This window comes from Bradyrhizobium sp. Ai1a-2 (assembly GCF_000426245.1).
Taxonomy (GTDB): Bacteria; Pseudomonadota; Alphaproteobacteria; order Rhizobiales; family Xanthobacteraceae; genus Bradyrhizobium.
On the sequence record NZ_AUEZ01000056.1, the window covers coordinates 42,986 to 59,619 of the forward strand.

A 16,634-nucleotide genomic window follows, 5' to 3' on the forward strand; every position below is an offset into this window, starting at 1 on the left:
TCTTGCCCCGTCATGACGTCGGGCAACTATAGCCTCAATCGAGCGTGCGACGGAAGCGTGTCACGGCGATCGTCATCGCCACCAGCATCAGTACAATGAGTGCAATCGTGTCGTATTGCAGGTTGGCGAGGCCGGCGCCCTTCAGCATGATGGCGCGGACGATGCGGACATAGTGCGTCAGCGGCAGGCCCTCGCCGAGATATTGCGCCCAAAGCAGCATGCCCGCGAATGGAAACATGAAGCCGGAGAGCAGGATGCTCGGCAGGAAGAACATCATCGAGAGCTGCATCGCCTGCAGCTGGTTCTGCACGATGGTCGAGAACGTGTAGCCGATCGACAGGTTGGTGGTGATGAACAGCGTGGTCAGCGCCGCCAGCAACAACACGCTGCCGAGGATCGGCACCCCGAACAGCAGCACGCCGATGCCGACGATCAGCGACGCCTGGACGAAACCGACGATGACATAAGGGATGATCTTGCCGAACATCACTTCCACCGGCTTGATCGGCATCGACAACAGGCTCTCCATGGTGCCGCGCTCGATTTCGCGCGTCACCGACAGCGCCGTGAAGATCAGCATCGTCATGGTCAGGATGGTGCCGACCAGCCCCGGCACGATGTTCAGCCGCGACTCGGCGGCCGGATTGTAGCGGGCATGCGTCCTGATCTCGAACGGCATGTCGGGAGGATCGCCGACGTGCAGATCGTGCTCCAGCGCGGTCTGCACCAGTGCGCCGAGCGCGCCGAGCGCCGCGCTCGAAGCGATCGGATCGGTCGCATCGGCAGCAACCAGCAGCGCCGGCTTGTCGCCACGGCGCACCGCGCGCTCGAAGCCGCGCGGGATCTCGACGCCGAACAGCACCTTGCCGGATTTCAGGAGGTTGTCGAACTCGGCGACATCGTGTACTTCGCGGGTGAAGCGGAAATAGGCGGTGTTCTCCATCGCCTTCAGGATCGAGCGCCCGAGATCGCTGTCCTCCTGGATCAGCACCGCCGTCGGCAGATGGCGCGGCGTGGTGTTGATAGCGTAGCCGAACAGCAAAAGCTGCATCACCGGGATCATCACGATCATGGCGAAAGAGACGCGATCGCGGCGAAGCTGGATGAACTCCTTCACCAGCATCGCATAGCTGCGCCGCCAGAAGCCGAAGGCCGGCTCCCTGGTCTCGACAGCAGGATGGATAGCCTCGATCGCGCTCATTGGAAATCATCCTTATTGGAAATTGTCCCTGGCGCGCCCCATGAGATCGATGAAGACGTCTTCGAGCGAGGGCTCGCTGTCCTGCCATTGCCAGCGCGGATCGTTGCGATAGGACGCGACGGTCGCGTCCAGCGCCGCCTTGTCGCGGCCGGACACATGCAGGCTGGTGCCGAACGGCGCCACCATGTCGATACCGCCCTTGCCGGTGAGCTCGGCGGTGAGGACGTTGAGATCGTCGCCGGTCACCGTATAGGTCGAGAGCGCCGAGCCCGCGATCACCTCTTCCACCGTCCCATGCGCCAGGAGATGGCCATAAGCGATGTAAGCGATCTCATGGCAGCGCTCGGCCTCGTCCATGTAATGAGTTGAGACCAGCACGGTCAGGCCGTCGGCGGCGAGCGCGTGGATCTCGTTCCAGAAATCGCGCCGCGCCTTGGGGTCGACGCCGGCTGTCGGCTCGTCGAGCAGCAGAAGTTTCGGATTCGGCAATGTGCAGGCGCCGAGCGCAAGCCGCTGCTTCCAGCCGCCGGAGAGATTGCCGGCAAGCTGCTCCTCCCGGCCCTTCAGCCCGATCCGTTCTATCATCTCGCGCGCCGCACCACGTGCGTCAGGCAGGCCGTAGAGCCGCGCGACGAATTCCAGGTTCTCGCGCACTGAAAGGTCCTGGTACAGGCTGAAGCGCTGGGTCATGTAGCCGACCAAGCGCTTGATGCGGTCGGCATCGCGGCGAATATCGTAGCCGAGGCAGGTGCCGTCGCCGCTGTCGGGCGTGAGCAGGCCGCAGAGCATGCGGATGGTCGTGGTCTTGCCGCTGCCGTTCGGCCCCAGGAAGCCGTAGATCGTGCCGCGCCTGACCTGCATCGACAGATCATGCACGACCTCGCGGCCGCCGAAGGATTTGGAGAGGCCATGGACATCGATGGCGATGTCGGGCGTATGGTTGGCGACCACGCTCATCGCCGATCCGCCACCGGCGTCTTCGGATTGAGATAGACGCTGATCGGCTGTCCGACGCGCAAGGCATCGGGCCGGCTCGGCCGCGCCTGGATCAGATAGACCAGCTTGTTGCGCTCATCGAGGCTGTAGATCACGGGCGGGGTGTATTCCGCCGTGGTCGCGATGAAATAGATCTTGGCGGTGAGATCGGCGGCGCAATTGTCGCAGACAACGCGCACCTGGTCGCCGATCGAAAGCTTCGGCAGTTCGGCCTCGGGCACGAAGAAGCGCAGCTTCATGTTGCCGGGCGGCATGATCGAGAGCACCGGCCGCTGCGCCGCCACCATCTCGCCCTCGCGGAAGTAGATCTGCTGGATGGTGCCGGCGACCGGGGCAAAGCCCTTGCGCCGCGCCAACTGCGTCTCCGACGTGTTGACCTTTGCCTCGGCCACGCGCAGCGCCGAGACGGCGGCGTCAAGATTGGCCTGCGTGCCTGCGCCCGTCCCTCTCAAGGAAGCGGCGCGGTCATAGGTCTGCTGTGCATTGGCAAGCGTGGCCTTGTTCTGGTTGAGATCGGCCTGCTGCAGGTCGTCGTCGACGGAGTACAAGAGGTCGCCGACCTTCACCTCCTCGCCCTCGCGCACGTTGAGCTTGACCACGCGGCCGGCTTCGTCCGGACTGACAAAGATCATGTCGGCCTCCACCCAGCCCTGGAAGCCGGGATCGCGGCGCTCCTGGCAGCCGGCGAGTGCCGCCGCCAGCGCCACCATCGCCAGAATCTTTATCAGGCGCGACGAAGTCATGTCGTCCTCCGCTCGCCGAAGATCAGATCCAGATGAACGCGAAACATCTCGATCGCATCCAGTGGCGAATGCCGGCTGAACAGGCTCTGCCAGATCACCGCAATCAGAGCCGGCGCCACCATGATCTGCGGGTAGCGCGCCAGTTCCTTGTTGTGGATCTCACCGCGCGTGATCCCAAGCTCGATCAGGGCGCGCATGCCAGCGACCCCGCGTGAGACCACTTCACGGAAATAGAAATCGGCGATCTCGGGGAAGCGCGGCCCTTCGGCCATGATCAGGCGCACGATGTCGCCGCGCGGCGTCGAAGCGACCTCCCGGATAAACATTTGCGCAAAGCCTTCCACCGCCTCGCGCACCGATCCGTTCAACGGCGCCGGCGATGCCATGCGGTCGATCAGCGGCACCAGCGCGGTCCGGATCAATTCCTCGAACATCGATTCCTTGTCCTTGAAATGCAGGTAGATCGTGCCCTTGGCGACGCCGGCGCGCTTGGCGATGTCGTCGAGCCGGGTCGCGGCAAAGCCGCGCGCGACGAACTCTTGCATCGCCGCCTCCACGATTGCGGCCCGCCGCTCCGCGGCACGCTCGGCGCGGTTCGGCCCGTTGCCTGCGTTCGTCGGCGAGACCACTTTTGAGACCTTGGCTCGCGCCGCCCTGCTGGCGGGCCGGCGGCCCTTGGACGGAACGGATGGTTTGGTGCGTTGTTTCATGATTCAATCATGACTGACTGGTCAGTCATTGTCAAGTCGTGTTTGTAGCCCGGGTGGAGCGAACGCGTAACCCGGGAAGTCTGCACCGCGGCGGGGCCGGTCCCGGGTTACGCTGACGCTCCACCCGGGCTACGGCGTCAGGCGAAATCCAACACCATGCGGCCGTCGATCTTTGCGGACTTCATCCGGTCGAAGATGTCGTTGATCTTCTCCAGCGGCGCCTTGGTGATCTCGGCATGCACCTTGCCATCGGCTGCGAAGGCGATGGCTTCGTCGAGATCGCGGCGGGTGCCGACGATCGAGCCGCGCACCGTGATGCGTTTCAATACGACATCGAAGATCGGCGTCGGGAATTGGCCGGGTGGAAGGCCGACAAGGCTGACGGTCCCCTTGCGGCGGACCATCTTCAGCGCCTGGGCGAACGCGGCCGTCGACACGGCCGTCACCAGCACGCCGTGCGCGCCGCCCCCGGTCGATGCCAGCACTTTCTCCACCGCCCTGTCGGACAGCGCGTTGACGGCGAGATCGGCGCCGGTGGTCCGCGCAAGCTCGAGCTTGTCCTCGGCGATATCAACCGCGGCAACCTTGAGCCCCATCGCCTTCGCATATTGGATGGCGACATGGCCGAGGCCGCCAACGCCGGAGATGACGACCCACTCGCCGGGCCGCGCCTCGGTCTCCTTCAGTCCCTTGTAGGTCGTGACGCCCGCGCAAAGGATCGGCGCCACCTTTGCGAAATCAATATTGGCGGGCAATCGCGCGACAAAGGCGGCCGACGCGATGAGATATTCGGCGAAGCCGCCGTTCACGCTGTAGCCGGTGTTGTGCTGGTGCTCGCACAGGGTTTCCCAGCCGGTCTCGCAATATTCGCAACGCATGCAAGCGTCGTGCAGCCAGGCGACGCCCACGGCGTCACCAACCCTGAGATTGGTCACGCCCGGACCGAGCGCAGCGACAACGCCCGCGGCCTCATGGCCGGGAATGAAGGGCGGAACCGGCTTCACCGGCCAGTCGCCGGACGCGGCGTGCAGATCGGTGTGACACACGCCGCAGGCTTTCACCTTGACCAGAACTTCGCCCGGCCCCGGTTTCGGCACCGGCACATTCTCGATCTCGAGCGGCTTGCCGAAATTTCGCACGACGGCGGCTTTCATGGTCGGCATCGGTCTACTCCCTCGCTTTGGAGCGCAGACTAGCGATCACAACCTCTCGCCTTTTGATCAGTGTCAAAGGGCGGACCGAATGTGCGTCTGTGACGATCCGACGACAATCACCACTCGTAGTCCGTAGCCCGGGTGGAGCGAAGCGTAACCCGGGTTCTGTGCGAGTTTCGCGAGCGTCCCCGGGTTACGCTTCGCTCCACCCGGGCTACGACGCTACAACCGCCGCATCATCCCCTGGCGTCGCAGGCCCAGGCGCGGATCACGCATTCCTTGCCGCCATACTCATAGCACTTGCGCGTGGCGGCGTTCAGCGAGCGCGAGATCTTCGGCTCCACCGCATAGCCGTGGGCGCCGCAGGGATTCATCATGTCGATGGACAGCGCCGCGCAGGCACGCTTCATCGTGACGGTAGTGCATTCGCCCTTGCACTGCTTCAGCGCTGCGGCGCGGGCTTCTGCTTCGGCGGGATAGTCATAGGCCTGGCCATAGGCGCCGCATTTGCCGACTGCGAAGGCACCTGCCGCCCAGCTCTCGGTGATGAATCGCGTAGCTGCCAACAGCAACGTCAACGCAAGAATGAACAACGCGCGGCGTTGCGCGCGCCTCGTCGAGCCGATCACTTTCCCCACCCCCAAAAGTCGGCGGAACTCTAGCCGCCGGACGTTTCCACTTGGTGAACGGGAGGTTGATGAAAATAAGATGCTCGCAGATGCGTAGGGTGGGCAAAGCGAAGCGTGCCCACCATCAAGAGCACAGTGTGCGGTGGTGGGCACGGCGCTAGCGCGCCTTTGCCCACCCTACGCAGCTACGATGCGGCGCTTATCCTCCGCGCGCGGCTTCGAGCGCTTGCGGGGTGTCGATGTCGAGGAAGGCGCTCTCGCCGTCGACGGGGACTTCGGCCACGGCTTCGGCGTGCTTGGCGATCAAATGGCGGGCGCCGATGTCGCCATCGAGCGTCATCAATTCCTTGAAGAAGCGCCGCGACCACAGCACGGGATTGCCGCGCCGCCCCTCGCTGACGGGCACCGCGATGAGGTGGCCGCGATCGGGTGCAAAGGTGTCAATGAGCCGGTCGATCAAGGACGCGTCGATCAGCGGCATGTCGCCGAGACAGACCACCGCGCCGTCGACATTGTCGGACACTGCGGAGATACCGGCCTTCACCGAACTTGCGAGCCCCCCGGCGAAATCCGGATTGCGCACGAATTTCACCTTCAGCCCCTGCAGCGCCTGCTCGACCAGCTCGGCCTGATGGCCGGTGACGACGATCACCTCCGAGGCCTTCGACGCCAGCGCTTGCTCGGTCGCGATCCTGACCAGCTTCTTGCCGCTGATCTCGGCGAGCAGCTTGTTGGGGCCGCCCATCCGCGTCGAGCGGCCGGCGGCGAGCACGATGGCTGCGACCTTGCGATTGCCTTCGGTGTCGGAGCCCGTGCGTGGCTGCGGCCGCGTCACGATTTCCATCAAGAGACCGCCGACACCCATGCCGGTGAGCTCGGCCCGCGTGACCTTGATTCCTGCAAGCAGGCGCATCAGCACCCAGTCAAATCCGTTCTCGACCGGCGAGCGCGCGCAGCCGGGCGCACCCAGCACCGGCACCTTCCCCGCACTGCCGATCAGGAGCAGGTTGCCTGGATCGACCGGCATGCCGAAATGCTCGACCGCGCCGCCGATCCCGGTGATCGCCGCAGGGATCACGTCGCGCCGGTCGGCGATCGCGGAGGCGCCGAACACGATCACGAGCTCGGCGCCAAGCTCGAGCAATTCCTTGATCGAGGCGGCGAGCACCTTCTCTTCGTGAGGCACGCGGCGCTCGGCGATGATGCCGGCGCCGGCGGGCGCAAGCCGCTCGGCGGTCACGCGCAACGTCTTCTCGATCACTTTCGGGGACAGGCCGGGCAGCATCGTGGAGACCACGCCGACCTTCTTGACGACATAAGGCGCAACCCGCAGCGTCTCGCGGGCCGCCACCGCGAGTGCCGCATCGCGCAAGCGCGATTCGACGCCAAAAGGAATGAGCTTGACGGTGGCGATCATCTCGCCTTCGACCACCGGCTTGAACGCGGTCAGCGTGGCGAGCGTGATCGCCTCATCGACACCGTTGATGCGATCGACCGCGGCGCGATCGACCACCAGCACGCCGGCGCGTCCCGCGAACAGATTGGCGCGTCCGGTAAAGGCGCGCTCGACATTGACACCATCGCCGGCAATGGCCTGCGCGATGCTGGCCGCGGCGGCGTCCTCGGAGACGTCGCCCTCCTCCAGCCGCACGACGACGACTTCCTTCACCCCGGCCTTGTTCAAGGCTTCCACTTCGGCAGGGCCGATCGTGGTGCCCTTTTTCAGCACCAGCGATCCCTGCCGCAGCGTGTGAACGGTGACGCCGCCAATCGCGTCACGCGGACTGGCAGGCCCGAACTTCATGCTGCAACTTCTTTCTCTTTGGGCGGTAGCCGCAGCGTCGCGGTGATCTCCGCCATGATGGCGACCGCGATCTCCGACGGCGATACCGCACCGATGTCGAGCCCGATCGGCGCATGGATGCGCGCGATGTCGCTCTCCTTCGCCCCTTGCGCGCGCAACCGTTCGCCGCGCTTGGCATGTGTCTTCCGCGAGCCGAGCGCCCCGATATAGAAGCAGTCGCGCTCGAAAGCGTGCAGCAACGCGGGATCGTCGATCTTGGGATCGTGGGTCACCGCGACGAAGGCGGTGTAGTGATCGACGTTGAGCGGCGGCAGCGCGACGTCAGGCCATTCCGCGACCAGCGGCACGTCTGGAAAGCGTTCGGCGCTCGCAAATGCCGTGCGCGGATCGACGACGGTGACGTCATAGTCCAGCGACCGCGCCAGCGGCGCCAGCGCCTGGCTGATATGGACGGCGCCGATGATCACGAGCTTTGCGGTCGGCGCATAGACGTTGAGGAACAGCTTGTTGCCGCCGACCTCGACGTTGGTGCTCTTGCCCATGCGCAATGCCCTGGAAAGCTCGGCATTGAGCGGATCGGCGGCAAAGTCCTTTGCCTTCACCAGGCGCTGCTCACCATGGGCGGTGTCGGTGACGACGATCACCGGGCGCCGCGCGGCGCGCTCGGCATTCAGCTCTTTCAGCGTTTCGAGCTTCACGGCTAGCCAACCTTCTCGACGAAGACGCGAATGGTGCCGCCGCAGGAGAGGCCGACATTCCAGGCGGTCTCGTCAGCCACACCGAATTCGAGCATCCTGGGCTGACCGCTCGAGATCACGTCGAGCGCCTCGGTCACCACCGCGCCCTCGACGCAGCCGCCGGAGACCGAGCCCAGGAACGTGCCCTCGTCGTTGATGACGAGGCTCGAACCGGCCGGACGCGGCGCCGAGCCCCAGGTTTCCACCACGGTGGCCAGCGCCACCCCGTGGCCGGCCTTCTGCCAGTCCTCAGCCGCCTTCAGGATGTCTTCGTCGCGATTGAGCATTTGAAAACCCTCTTCAAGCTACGGAGCGGATCAGGCTGCGATGATGAGGCGGTGGCGGGGCCGAAAGCGCCTCGATCAGCCCCTGGATGGAACTCAAGTTATGCACCGGGCGGAATTCGTCAACGTGCGGCAGCATCATTTTGATGCCCTGCGCCTTGGGCTCGAAGGCGCTGTAGCGCAGTAGTGGGTTGAGCCAGATCAGGCGGCGACAGGAACGATGCAGCCGGTCCATCTCGAAGGCAAGCTTGGCGTCCGCCTCGCGCTCCAGCCCGTCGGAGATCAACAGCACGATCGCGCCCTGCCCCAGCACGCGCCGGGCCCACAGCTTGTTGAAGGTATGCAGCGAGGTGGCGATCCGGGTGCCGCCGGCCCAGTCCTCGACGCTCGAGGAACAGCTTGCCAGCGCCTCGTCGGGATCGCGCTGCCGCAGCGCCCGCGTCACATTGGTCAGGCGGGTGCCGAACAGGAACACCGAGACGCGCTTGCGGGCGTCGGTGATGGCATGGAGGAAGTGCAGGAACAGGCGGGTGTATTCGCTCATCGAACCGGAGATATCGAGCAACGCCACGATCGGCGCCGGCTTGTCGATGCGGCCGAGCTTGCGGATGTCGACGATTTCTCCCCCGGTACGCAAGGAATTGCGCACGGTGCGCCGCATGTCGAGCCGGAGGCCACGGGCGTCCGGCCGGTAGCGGCGCGTCTCCAGTTCGGCCTGCGGCAGCCTCATTTTAGCGATGGCGCGGGTGACCTCGGCGATCTCGGCCGCGCTCATCTGGGCAAAGTCCTTCTTCTGCAAGATCTCGCGGTCGGAGACCGAGAGCTTGAGTTCCTGCGCCTGCTCCTGCGGCCGATCCTCCCGGCTTGCAGGCTGCGACAGCGCCTCCTGCACGCGCCGCGAGGCCGGCGGCGGCTTCTTCTTGGCGTGGTCGGGCAGCGGCACCGAGTCCAGCATGCTCTTCCACTCCTCGGCGGCGCGGAAGAACAGGTCGAAGGCCTGGGCAAAGATCAGCGCATGCTCATGGCGCTTGACGAAGATCGCTTCCAGCGTGGCGTAGAAATCGGCGCGGTTGCCGACTTCGATCAGTTGCAGCGCATTGAGCGCATCGATCACCGAGCCCGGACCGACCGGCAGCCCCGCCGCCCGCAACGCGCGGGCAAAGCCGACGACATTGTCGGCCATGTGCCCGGTCGGCGGCGCAAGGTGGTTGATGGGCATCTATCCTCGCCTCGTCATTCCGGGGCACGCGAAGCGTGAACCCGGAATCTGGAAATTGCGGCGCGAGGTTCCGGGTTCGCTCTTTGCGCGCCCCGGAACGACGGGAGCGGACGCGCAAGCGATCAGGTCTCGCTCGTCGCTTCCTTCAAAACCTTTTGCAGCGTATCGCCCTGCATGCGCGCGATGTCATCCTGGTACTTCAGGAGCGCACCGAGGGTGTCGCCGACCACTTGCGGGGTCAGCGAGCGGGCGTCGAGCTCGCTTAGCGCGGTGGCCCAGTCGATGGTCTCGGCGACGCCGGGCGACTTGTAGAAATCCTGGTTGCGCAACGCCTGCACGAAGCGCACCACCTGCTGCGACAGCTTGGCCGAAATGTTCGGCACACGCGACTTGACGATCGCGAGCTCGCGCTCGGCCGTGGGATAGTCGACCCAGTGATAGAGACAGCGCCGCTTCAGCGCGTCGTGGATCTCGCGGGTGCGGTTGGAGGTGATGATCACGATCGGCGGCGCCGGCGCCTTCACGGTGCCGAGCTCGGGGATCGTCACTTGGAAGTCCGACAGGATCTCCAGAAGATAGGCCTCGAACGCCTCGTCCGCGCGGTCCAGCTCGTCGATCAGGAGCACCGGCGGGCCTGCGACGTCAGGCTCCAGCGCCTGCAGCAGCGGCCGCTTGATCAGGAAACGCTCGGCGAAAATGTCGCTTCCGAGCTGGTCGCGGTCGGTGTCACCGGACGCTTCAGCCAGGCGGATCGCGATCATCTGCGAGGCGCTATTCCACTCGTAGACCGCGGAGGCGACGTCGAGGCCCTCATAGCATTGCAGGCGGATCAGCTTCCGCCCGAGCGCGGCCGACAGCACCTTGGCGATCTCGGTCTTGCCGACGCCGGCCTCGCCTTCCAGGAACAACGGCCGGCCCATGCGCAGCGCAAGATAGGTCACGGTCGCTAGCGACCGCTCTGCGAGATAGCCGCGCGAGGTCAGGAGCTCGAGCAGCGCATCGACGGATTTCGGTAGCGCCGATGCCGTCATGGGAAAGCCGGTGTTGGAGCCAAAGGAGCCTGCACTATCACGCTTTAGCGTTAGCAGCTTCGACCGCCCGGCGCGCCAGCACCCCGATCAAATGCGCGCGATATTCGGCGCTGCCATGCAGGTCGCTATTCAACCCTTCCGACGGCACGTTGATTCCCTCCAGCACCTTCGGCGAGAAGCGCTTCTGCAGGGCCTCCTCGAAAGCGGTGACGCGGAACACGCCGTCCGAGCCGGCGCCGGTGACGGCGACGCGGACGTCCGACGGCCGCCGTGCCACGAACACGCCGACCAGCGCATAGCGCGAGGCCTGGTTGCGGAACTTGACGTAAGCCGCCTTCTTCGGAACCGGAAACTGCACCTTGGTGATGATCTCGTCACCCTCGAGCGCGGTCGAGAACAGGCCCTGGAAGAACTCCTCCGCCTTGAGCCGCCGCTTGTTGGTGACGATGGTCGCACCCATCGCCAGCACGGCGGCCGGATAGTCGGCGGTCGGGTCGTTGTTCGCAAGCGAGCCGCCGATGGTGCCGCGGTGGCGCACGGCCGGATCACCGATCTGGCTGGCGAGATCGGCGAGCGCCGGGATCGCCTCGCCGACGATGGCGGAATTGGCGACGTCGGCATGCTTGGCAGTCGCGCCGATCACGAGCGCGCGGCCCTTCATCTCGATGGTGTCGAGACCTTCGATATGGGAGAGGTCGACCAGATGCGGCGGGCTCGCGAGCCGCTGCTTCATCACTGGCACCAGCGTGTGACCGCCGGCGATCAGCTTGGCATCCTCGTTCTTCACGAGCAGATTGGCGGCCTGTCGCACAGTCGCCGGACGATGATACTTGAATTCATACATTGGAATGTCCCGGAATTTTCAAACCGCGATAGCGATGCAATGCGCTCAGGTTCAAGCGAGATCGGACTTCGCCATCGCCTTGGCGCCGGCAGCGATCGAGGCGACGATGTTCTGATAGCCGGTGCAGCGGCACAGATTGCCTTCGAGCTCTTCGCGGATGACCTCGTCGGAGAGGTCGTTGCCCTTGCGATGCACCAGGTCGAGCGCGGTCATGATCATGCCGGGCGTACAGAAGCCGCACTGCAGGCCATGATTCTCGCGGAATGCTTCCTGCATCGGATGCAGCGGCCCGCCATCCGGCGCCAGTCCTTCGATAGTCTTGACCTCATGGCCATCGGCCATCACCGCGAGCGTGGTGCACGACTTCACGGCCTTGCCGTCGAGATGCACGACGCAGGCGCCGCATTGCGAGGTGTCGCAACCGACATGGGTCCCAGTCAACCGCAGGTTTTCACGCAGGAATTGGACGAGAAGGGTACGGGGGTCGACGTTACCGGTGACGGGATTGCCGTTCACGATCAGGGAAATCTTGGCCATCAGCACTCTCTTGATCTGCTCTGCCGCATATCGACAGAACAGGCGTTTAAAACCATTCCAAAGCCATAATATGGGCCATCACCGCAATGGGCAACCTCGCCCCTCGCATGGCCGGATGACGTCGCACCGTTCTGACGCCGTTGTGCAGCGCCACTAGTCTTTATTCTGCAGTGAGCATTCTTGAAGCGTTTTCGAGCGAAGTGGATACCGGTTCGCGTGAAGAAAACGCGTCAAAACAAGAATCTAGAGCTTCGGTTCTGATTCGGTCAGAACCGAATATGCTCTTAGTGTCAGCCTTGTACGGCCTTGGCGAAATTCGCGAAGAATTCATCGGCCAGCTTCTTGGCCGTGCCGTTGATCAGGCGCTGACCGAGCTGGGCGAGCTTGCCGCCGATCTGCGCTTCGACATTATAACTCAGGAGTGTGCCGCCATCCTTGTCGGCAAGTGCGACCGTCGCACCGCCCTTGGCAAAACCGGCAACTCCGCCCTCGCCTTCGCCCGAGATCTTGTAGCCGTTGGGCGGATCGAGATCCGATAGCATCACCTTGCCCTTGAAGCGCGCCGAGACGGGGCCGACCTTCATCTTGGCAACGGCGCGAAAGCCGTTGTCCTCGGTCTTCTCCAATTCCTCGCAGCCGGGGATGCAGACCTTCAGCACCTCGGGATCGTTGAGCTTGGCCCACACGGCCTCGCGCGGCGCCGCAAGCTGGACCTCGCCGTTCATCGTCATTGCCATGAGAGCCTCCACGATCGCATCAAACCAACATCCAAGTAAAGCACGGCAGCCACAAAGGAAAGACCGGCATCTAACGACGAGCGATGCATATTCGCAGCGCAGCAAAACGGAGCCCACCCCTTGTGATGGCGCCGAGCGCGGTCAAGAAGGGCCATTGGCAGAGGCAGCCGGGAATGATTAGGTCGCGCGCGATGAGCACATCCCTCTCCCCACTGGTGGCACCGATGCTGTCAAGCGCCGCGATGCGCGCGGTGTGCGACGATGCCGCCTATCTGCAGAATATGCTGGATTTCGAGGCAGCGCTGGCGCGCGCCGAAGCGGCGGTTGGCGTGATTCCGGGCGCCGCGGCCGGCCCGATCGGCAGAGCCTGCCGAGCCGAATCATTCGACCGCGCAACGCTCGCGGAAGCCGCTGTTCGGTCGGGCAATCTGGCGATCCCTCTGGTCAGGGCGCTCACCGCCGAGGTCGCCAAAGGGGACAAGGAGGCCGCGCGCTTTGTCCATTGGGGCGCGACCAGCCAGGACGTCATCGACACCGCGACCATGCTCGCCTTGCGCGCCGGCATCGATGTGCTGCTCGCCGAACTCGACCGGGCCATAGCCGGCTTTGCCGAACTCGCCCGCCAGCATCGCGACACGGCGGTGGTCGCGCGCACCTGGCTGCAGCACGCGCTGCCGATGCCGTTCGGCCTCAAGCTCGCCGAATATGCCGCAAGCCTGCACCGCTCGCGTAGGCGTCTGCAGCGCCTGCGCCGCGAGGCATTGGCGCTGCAATTCGGCGGCGCCGCCGGCACGCTGGCTGCGCTTGGCGACAGGGGCATGGCGGTGGCCGAGCGGCTGGCACAGGAGCTCGGCCTGCCGCTGCCGGAGGCGCCCTGGCACACCCACCGTGACCGCATAGCGGAAATCGCGTCCGCTTTTGCCATCATCGCGGGAAGCTGCGGCAAGATCGCGCGCGACGTCTCGCTGATGATGCAGACCGACGTCGCCGAGGCGTTCGAGCCGTCGGGCGAAGGTCGCGGCGGCTCCTCCACGATGCCGCACAAGCGCAATCCCGTTGCCGCCGCAACGGCTCTCGCCGCCGCCACCATGGCCCCCAATCTCGCCGCGACGATCTTCGCCGCGCAGGTCCAGGACCACGAGCGCAGCGCCGGGCCGTGGCATGCGGAATGGCCGACCTTGCCGACGCTGATGCTGGTCACATCAGGCGCGCTCGCCGCCACCGTCGAACTCGCCGAGGGCCTGGAAGTCGACGCCGTGCGCATGCGCGTCAACCTCGATGCGACCAAGGGGCTGATCATGGCCGAAGCGGTGTCGATGGCGCTCGCCGAAAGACTTGGAAAGAGCGAGGCGCATCATCTGATCGAAGCCGCCAGCAAGAAGGCCGTGGCCGAGCAGAAACACCTGAGCGACGTGTTGACCACGGATCCACGGATCACCGCACAGCTTGCCGCGGACCGAATTGAAAAACTGTTCGAACCGATGTCCTATCAGGGCGCCTCGCAGGCGCTGATTGACCGCCTGCTCGCCTCGCTCCAGGATTTGTCGTAAGACATTCGCGGTCATCCGGAGCGATGCGACAGCATCGAGCCCGGAATCCATTTCTCCGCCTGCGTCTGCGGCTCAATGGATTCCGGGCTCGCGCCAGGCGCGCCCCGGAATGACAGGAAAGAATGAGGGAACGCAGACCATGCCGATGATCGACGCCGACGGATGCCTACTCAACGTCCAGGTGGAAGGCCGCGACGGCGGACCGACGCTGATGCTGTCGAATTCGCTCGGCTGCACGTTGCAGATGTGGGAGCCGCAGATGAAGGCGCTGACGCAGGTGTTCCGCGTCATCCGCTACGACCGGCGCGGCCACGGCAAGTCGCAGGTTCCTCCCGGTCCCTATTCGATGGAGCGGTTCGGCCGCGACGTGCTGGCGATCCTCGATGACCTCAACATCGAGAAGACGCATTGGTGCGGGCTGTCGATGGGCGGCATGGTCGGGCAATGGCTGGGGGCCAATGCGCCTGAACGCTTCGGCAAGATCATCCTCTCCAACACCGCCTGCCACTATCCGGACCCGACCAACTGGCACAACCGCATCAAGGCGGTGAAGGAAGGCGGCCTCGCCGCCGTCGCCGATACCGTGATCGCGGGCTGGCTCACCGCGGATTTCCGCGAGCGCGAGCCACAGATCGCGGCCCGCATGAAGGCGATGCTGCTCGCCTCGCCTGCCGAGGGCTACATCGCCTGTTGCGAGGCGCTGTCGACGCTCGACCAGCGCGAGCTGTTGCCGAAGATCAAGAGCCCAACGCTGGTGATCGCCGGCCGTCACGATATGGCAACGCCGATCGCCGCCGGCGAATACATCCGCAGCCGCATTCCAGGCGCCAGCATGACCATCCTCGATGCCGCGCACATCTCCAACGTCGAGCAGTCGCACGCCTTCACCGAAGCCGTGGTCGGCTTCCTGACGCAACGCTAACCAAGACCGTCATTGCGAGGAGCGAAGCGACGAAGCAATCCATGCCTCAGCACGCGGTGACATGGATTGCTTCGCTGCGCGTGCAATGACAGGAGGAGACAATCATGGACGACGACAAGCGCCGCGACGAAGGCATGACCCAGCGCCGCAAAGTGCTCGGCAACGAATGGGTCGACAAATCGATCGCCAACCGCAACGCCTTCAACACCGATTTCCAGGACCTGATCACGCGCTATGCCTGGGGTGATATCTGGACGCGGCCGCATTTCGACCATCGCACGCGGCGCGTATTGGTGATCGGCACCATGGTCGCGCTTGGGCAATGGGACGAATTCCGCCTGCATGTGCGCGCAGCGCTGACCGAAGGCGGCTTTTCGCCCGATGACATCAAGGAGATCCTGCTGCAGCAGGCAATCTATTGCGGCGTCCCCGCCGCCAACCATGCGGTGAAGGAAGCCTCCGCGATCGTCGCTGAACTAGGGCTGCTGGAGCGATAGCGCGCCAACCGGCCCCTCCACGCGGGCCTCATCCCGCGCCTCGGCCACCCGCGGCGTGGCGCCTTCAACCAACAGCACGATGCCGATGCCGAGCAGCATCAACAGCTCGGTCGCATGCAGCCGCAGCGCCTCGGCCTCGCCGACCGCGGACGCCGCCAGCATGCTGACGAAGCTGAGCACGCTGCCGAGCACGAGCGCCATGCCAAGCGTCTCATCGCCGCCGCCGCGCTCGCGGACCGAGCGAAGCGAAAGCAGCACCAGGTACACCGCGAAAAAGGCAACCGTGGTGATCCGCACCAGCGCAAGCAGCCAGGCGACACGCGCGCTCGCCATGCCCGACAGATGCAGATGATCGCCGATGAAGAACCCGATCGACACGCTCGGCCGTTCATAGAGACCGCGGATCGGCGAAACCATGATCTGGAAGGCAATGCTCGTCCAGGCCGGGATGAAATAGGCCGCAAGCAGCGCGCCGCAAAATGAGCTGATCCGCCAGTTCGTCGACATCCGCCGCTCCCTGCTGTTCCGCTCGCCTGACGCCGCGACGGCGGTTCGGGCGAGGTAACTTCGTTGGAAGTGAAGCGGCAATCTAAACCCTTTGTTAACCTTAATTGGGGCGGCCGCTGTGACGACGTCCAAAAAGAAAGTCCCGCCTTTTCGGCAGGACTTTCCTTCTGCTCTCGCTTGGACGGGAAACTAGGTGGTGTGGACTCTAAGGATTCCCTTTTAGGAGCAAATCAGATTCAAGGCTGCTTTTGGGGAGGCGGCCTTGGGTGTGATGGATCGTTTGGTTTTGAGCGACGCGGCGTGGGAGCGGATGGCGCCGCTGATCATAGGTCGTCCCGACCAGAAGGGCTCGACCGGGCGCGACAATCGGATGTTTGTTGAAGGCGTATTGTGGATCGTGCGTACGGGTTCTCCGTGGCGCGACCTTCCGGAAGTGTTCGGGGATTGGAACAGCGTATTTCGGCGCTTCAGTCGATGGAGCATCAAGGGCGTTTGGTGGCGGATCTTCGAGGCGATGTCCGATGATCCGGAC

At 64.6% G+C, this 16,634-nt stretch carries 19 protein-coding genes; 4 read left to right on the forward strand and 15 right to left on the reverse strand.

Translation table 11 applies throughout. The annotated features are described in order from the left end of the window. Window positions 1-34 precede the first annotated feature (34 nt). The 14 genes from K288_RS0129530 to K288_RS0129595 all read right to left on the reverse strand — a co-directional run bounded on the left by K288_RS0129530 (window position 35) and on the right by K288_RS0129595 (window position 12,626). A complete protein-coding gene (locus K288_RS0129530) occupies window positions 35-1,201 on the reverse strand; it encodes an ABC transporter permease (RefSeq protein WP_027582808.1) in 1,167 nt (388 codons plus the stop codon). A gap of 12 nt (window positions 1,202-1,213) precedes the next feature. Beyond that, window positions 1,214-2,158, reverse strand: a complete 945-nt coding sequence (locus K288_RS0129535; protein ID WP_027582809.1) for an ABC transporter ATP-binding protein — start codon at window positions 2,156-2,158, stop codon at window positions 1,214-1,216. Continuing rightward, window positions 2,155-2,940, reverse strand: coding sequence for an efflux RND transporter periplasmic adaptor subunit (locus K288_RS0129540; RefSeq protein ID WP_027582810.1), 786 nt, complete (start codon window positions 2,938-2,940; stop codon window positions 2,155-2,157). The genes K288_RS0129535 and K288_RS0129540 overlap by 4 nt, the downstream gene beginning before the upstream one ends. Beyond that, on the reverse strand, window positions 2,937-3,650 hold the full coding sequence (locus K288_RS0129545; RefSeq protein ID WP_043161068.1) for a TetR/AcrR family transcriptional regulator: 714 nt from the start codon (window positions 3,648-3,650) through the stop codon (window positions 2,937-2,939). Before K288_RS0129545 ends, K288_RS0129540 begins: the two co-directional genes overlap by 4 nt. A 137-nt stretch (window positions 3,651-3,787) precedes the next feature. Further along, a complete protein-coding gene (gene adhP / locus K288_RS0129550) occupies window positions 3,788-4,813 on the reverse strand; it encodes an alcohol dehydrogenase AdhP (protein WP_027582812.1) in 1,026 nt (341 codons plus the stop codon). Window positions 4,814-5,040: 227 nt separating this feature from the next. Then, window positions 5,041-5,433 (reverse strand): DUF4189 domain-containing protein, encoded by a 393-nt coding sequence (locus tag K288_RS0129555; protein WP_027582813.1) that lies wholly within the window; start codon window positions 5,431-5,433, stop codon window positions 5,041-5,043. A 199-nt stretch (window positions 5,434-5,632) separates the two neighbouring features. Further along, the gene (locus tag K288_RS0129560; RefSeq protein WP_027582814.1) at window positions 5,633-7,237 is read right to left on the reverse strand and encodes a molybdopterin-binding/glycosyltransferase family 2 protein; all 1,605 of its coding nucleotides are present in this window, start codon (window positions 7,235-7,237) and stop codon (window positions 5,633-5,635) included. Next, window positions 7,234-7,935 carry an XdhC family protein gene (locus tag K288_RS0129565; protein WP_027582815.1) on the reverse strand — a complete coding sequence of 234 codons (702 nt, stop codon included), beginning with the start codon at window positions 7,933-7,935 and terminating at the stop codon, window positions 7,234-7,236. Before K288_RS0129565 ends, K288_RS0129560 begins: the two co-directional genes overlap by 4 nt. A gap of 2 nt (window positions 7,936-7,937) precedes the next feature. After that, complete coding sequence (locus K288_RS0129570; RefSeq protein WP_027582816.1) at window positions 7,938-8,261, reverse strand: XdhC family protein; 324 nt, start codon at window positions 8,259-8,261, stop codon at window positions 7,938-7,940. A 13-nt stretch (window positions 8,262-8,274) separates the two neighbouring features. After that, complete coding sequence (locus K288_RS0129575) at window positions 8,275-9,477, reverse strand: VWA domain-containing protein (protein ID WP_027582817.1); 1,203 nt, start codon at window positions 9,475-9,477, stop codon at window positions 8,275-8,277. 122 nt (window positions 9,478-9,599) lie between these two features. After that, complete coding sequence (locus tag K288_RS0129580) at window positions 9,600-10,508, reverse strand: MoxR family ATPase (RefSeq protein ID WP_027582818.1); 909 nt, start codon at window positions 10,506-10,508, stop codon at window positions 9,600-9,602. Window positions 10,509-10,545: 37 nt separating this feature from the next. Further along, a complete protein-coding gene (locus K288_RS0129585; protein WP_027582819.1) occupies window positions 10,546-11,352 on the reverse strand; it encodes a xanthine dehydrogenase family protein subunit M in 807 nt (268 codons plus the stop codon). 51 nt (window positions 11,353-11,403) lie between these two features. Next, on the reverse strand, window positions 11,404-11,889 hold the full coding sequence (locus tag K288_RS0129590; RefSeq protein WP_027582820.1) for a (2Fe-2S)-binding protein: 486 nt from the start codon (window positions 11,887-11,889) through the stop codon (window positions 11,404-11,406). Between the two features lie 290 nt (window positions 11,890-12,179). Next, on the reverse strand, window positions 12,180-12,626 hold the full coding sequence (locus K288_RS0129595) for a carbon monoxide dehydrogenase subunit G (RefSeq protein WP_027582821.1): 447 nt from the start codon (window positions 12,624-12,626) through the stop codon (window positions 12,180-12,182). Between the two features lie 191 nt (window positions 12,627-12,817). On the opposite strand from K288_RS0129595, the gene K288_RS0129600 reads away from it, so the two are divergent. The 3 genes from K288_RS0129600 to K288_RS0129610 all read left to right on the forward strand — a co-directional run bounded on the left by K288_RS0129600 (window position 12,818) and on the right by K288_RS0129610 (window position 15,595). Continuing rightward, window positions 12,818-14,176 (forward strand): 3-carboxy-cis,cis-muconate cycloisomerase, encoded by a 1,359-nt coding sequence (locus tag K288_RS0129600; protein ID WP_027582822.1) that lies wholly within the window; start codon window positions 12,818-12,820, stop codon window positions 14,174-14,176. 139 nt (window positions 14,177-14,315) lie between these two features. Next, on the forward strand, window positions 14,316-15,098 hold the full coding sequence (pcaD, locus tag K288_RS0129605) for a 3-oxoadipate enol-lactonase (RefSeq protein WP_027582823.1): 783 nt from the start codon (window positions 14,316-14,318) through the stop codon (window positions 15,096-15,098). A gap of 104 nt (window positions 15,099-15,202) precedes the next feature. Then, window positions 15,203-15,595 carry a carboxymuconolactone decarboxylase family protein gene (locus K288_RS0129610; protein WP_027582824.1) on the forward strand — a complete coding sequence of 131 codons (393 nt, stop codon included), beginning with the start codon at window positions 15,203-15,205 and terminating at the stop codon, window positions 15,593-15,595. On the opposite strand, the gene K288_RS0129615 is transcribed toward K288_RS0129610, so the two are convergent. Then, the gene (locus tag K288_RS0129615) at window positions 15,575-16,102 is read right to left on the reverse strand and encodes a hypothetical protein (RefSeq protein WP_027582825.1); all 528 of its coding nucleotides are present in this window, start codon (window positions 16,100-16,102) and stop codon (window positions 15,575-15,577) included. The genes K288_RS0129610 and K288_RS0129615 overlap by 21 nt on opposite strands. 262 nt (window positions 16,103-16,364) lie before the next feature. Here K288_RS0129615 and K288_RS0129620 point away from each other — a divergent pair. After that, window positions 16,365-16,634: IS5 family transposase (locus K288_RS0129620; RefSeq protein ID WP_043161072.1), on the forward strand; the 270-nt coding region annotated here is incomplete at its 3' end.

Bases quoted from the DNA above. Each gene is read 5' to 3' on its own strand.
- K288_RS0129530 (WP_027582808.1), bottom strand. From the start codon at position 1,201: ATGAGCGCGATCGAGGCTATCCATCCTGCTGTCGAGACCAGGGAGCCG.
- K288_RS0129535 (WP_027582809.1), bottom strand. From the start codon at position 2,158: ATGAGCGTGGTCGCCAACCATACGCCCGACATCGCCATCGATGTCCAT.
- K288_RS0129540 (WP_027582810.1), bottom strand. From the start codon at position 2,940: ATGACTTCGTCGCGCCTGATAAAGATTCTGGCGATGGTGGCGCTGGCG.
- K288_RS0129545 (WP_043161068.1), bottom strand. From the start codon at position 3,650: ATGAAACAACGCACCAAACCATCCGTTCCGTCCAAGGGCCGCCGGCCC.
- adhP (WP_027582812.1), bottom strand. From the start codon at position 4,813: ATGCCGACCATGAAAGCCGCCGTCGTGCGAAATTTCGGCAAGCCGCTC.
- K288_RS0129560 (WP_027582814.1), bottom strand. From the start codon at position 7,237: ATGAAGTTCGGGCCTGCCAGTCCGCGTGACGCGATTGGCGGCGTCACC.
- K288_RS0129570 (WP_027582816.1), bottom strand. From the start codon at position 8,261: ATGCTCAATCGCGACGAAGACATCCTGAAGGCGGCTGAGGACTGGCAG.
- K288_RS0129575 (WP_027582817.1), bottom strand. From the start codon at position 9,477: ATGCCCATCAACCACCTTGCGCCGCCGACCGGGCACATGGCCGACAAT.
- K288_RS0129580 (WP_027582818.1), bottom strand. From the start codon at position 10,508: ATGACGGCATCGGCGCTACCGAAATCCGTCGATGCGCTGCTCGAGCTC.
- K288_RS0129585 (WP_027582819.1), bottom strand. From the start codon at position 11,352: ATGTATGAATTCAAGTATCATCGTCCGGCGACTGTGCGACAGGCCGCC.
- K288_RS0129590 (WP_027582820.1), bottom strand. From the start codon at position 11,889: ATGGCCAAGATTTCCCTGATCGTGAACGGCAATCCCGTCACCGGTAAC.
- K288_RS0129595 (WP_027582821.1), bottom strand. From the start codon at position 12,626: ATGGCAATGACGATGAACGGCGAGGTCCAGCTTGCGGCGCCGCGCGAG.
- K288_RS0129600 (WP_027582822.1), top strand. From the start codon at position 12,818: ATGAGCACATCCCTCTCCCCACTGGTGGCACCGATGCTGTCAAGCGCC.
- pcaD (WP_027582823.1), top strand. From the start codon at position 14,316: ATGCCGATGATCGACGCCGACGGATGCCTACTCAACGTCCAGGTGGAA.
- K288_RS0129610 (WP_027582824.1), top strand. From the start codon at position 15,203: ATGGACGACGACAAGCGCCGCGACGAAGGCATGACCCAGCGCCGCAAA.
- K288_RS0129615 (WP_027582825.1), bottom strand. From the start codon at position 16,102: ATGTCGACGAACTGGCGGATCAGCTCATTTTGCGGCGCGCTGCTTGCG.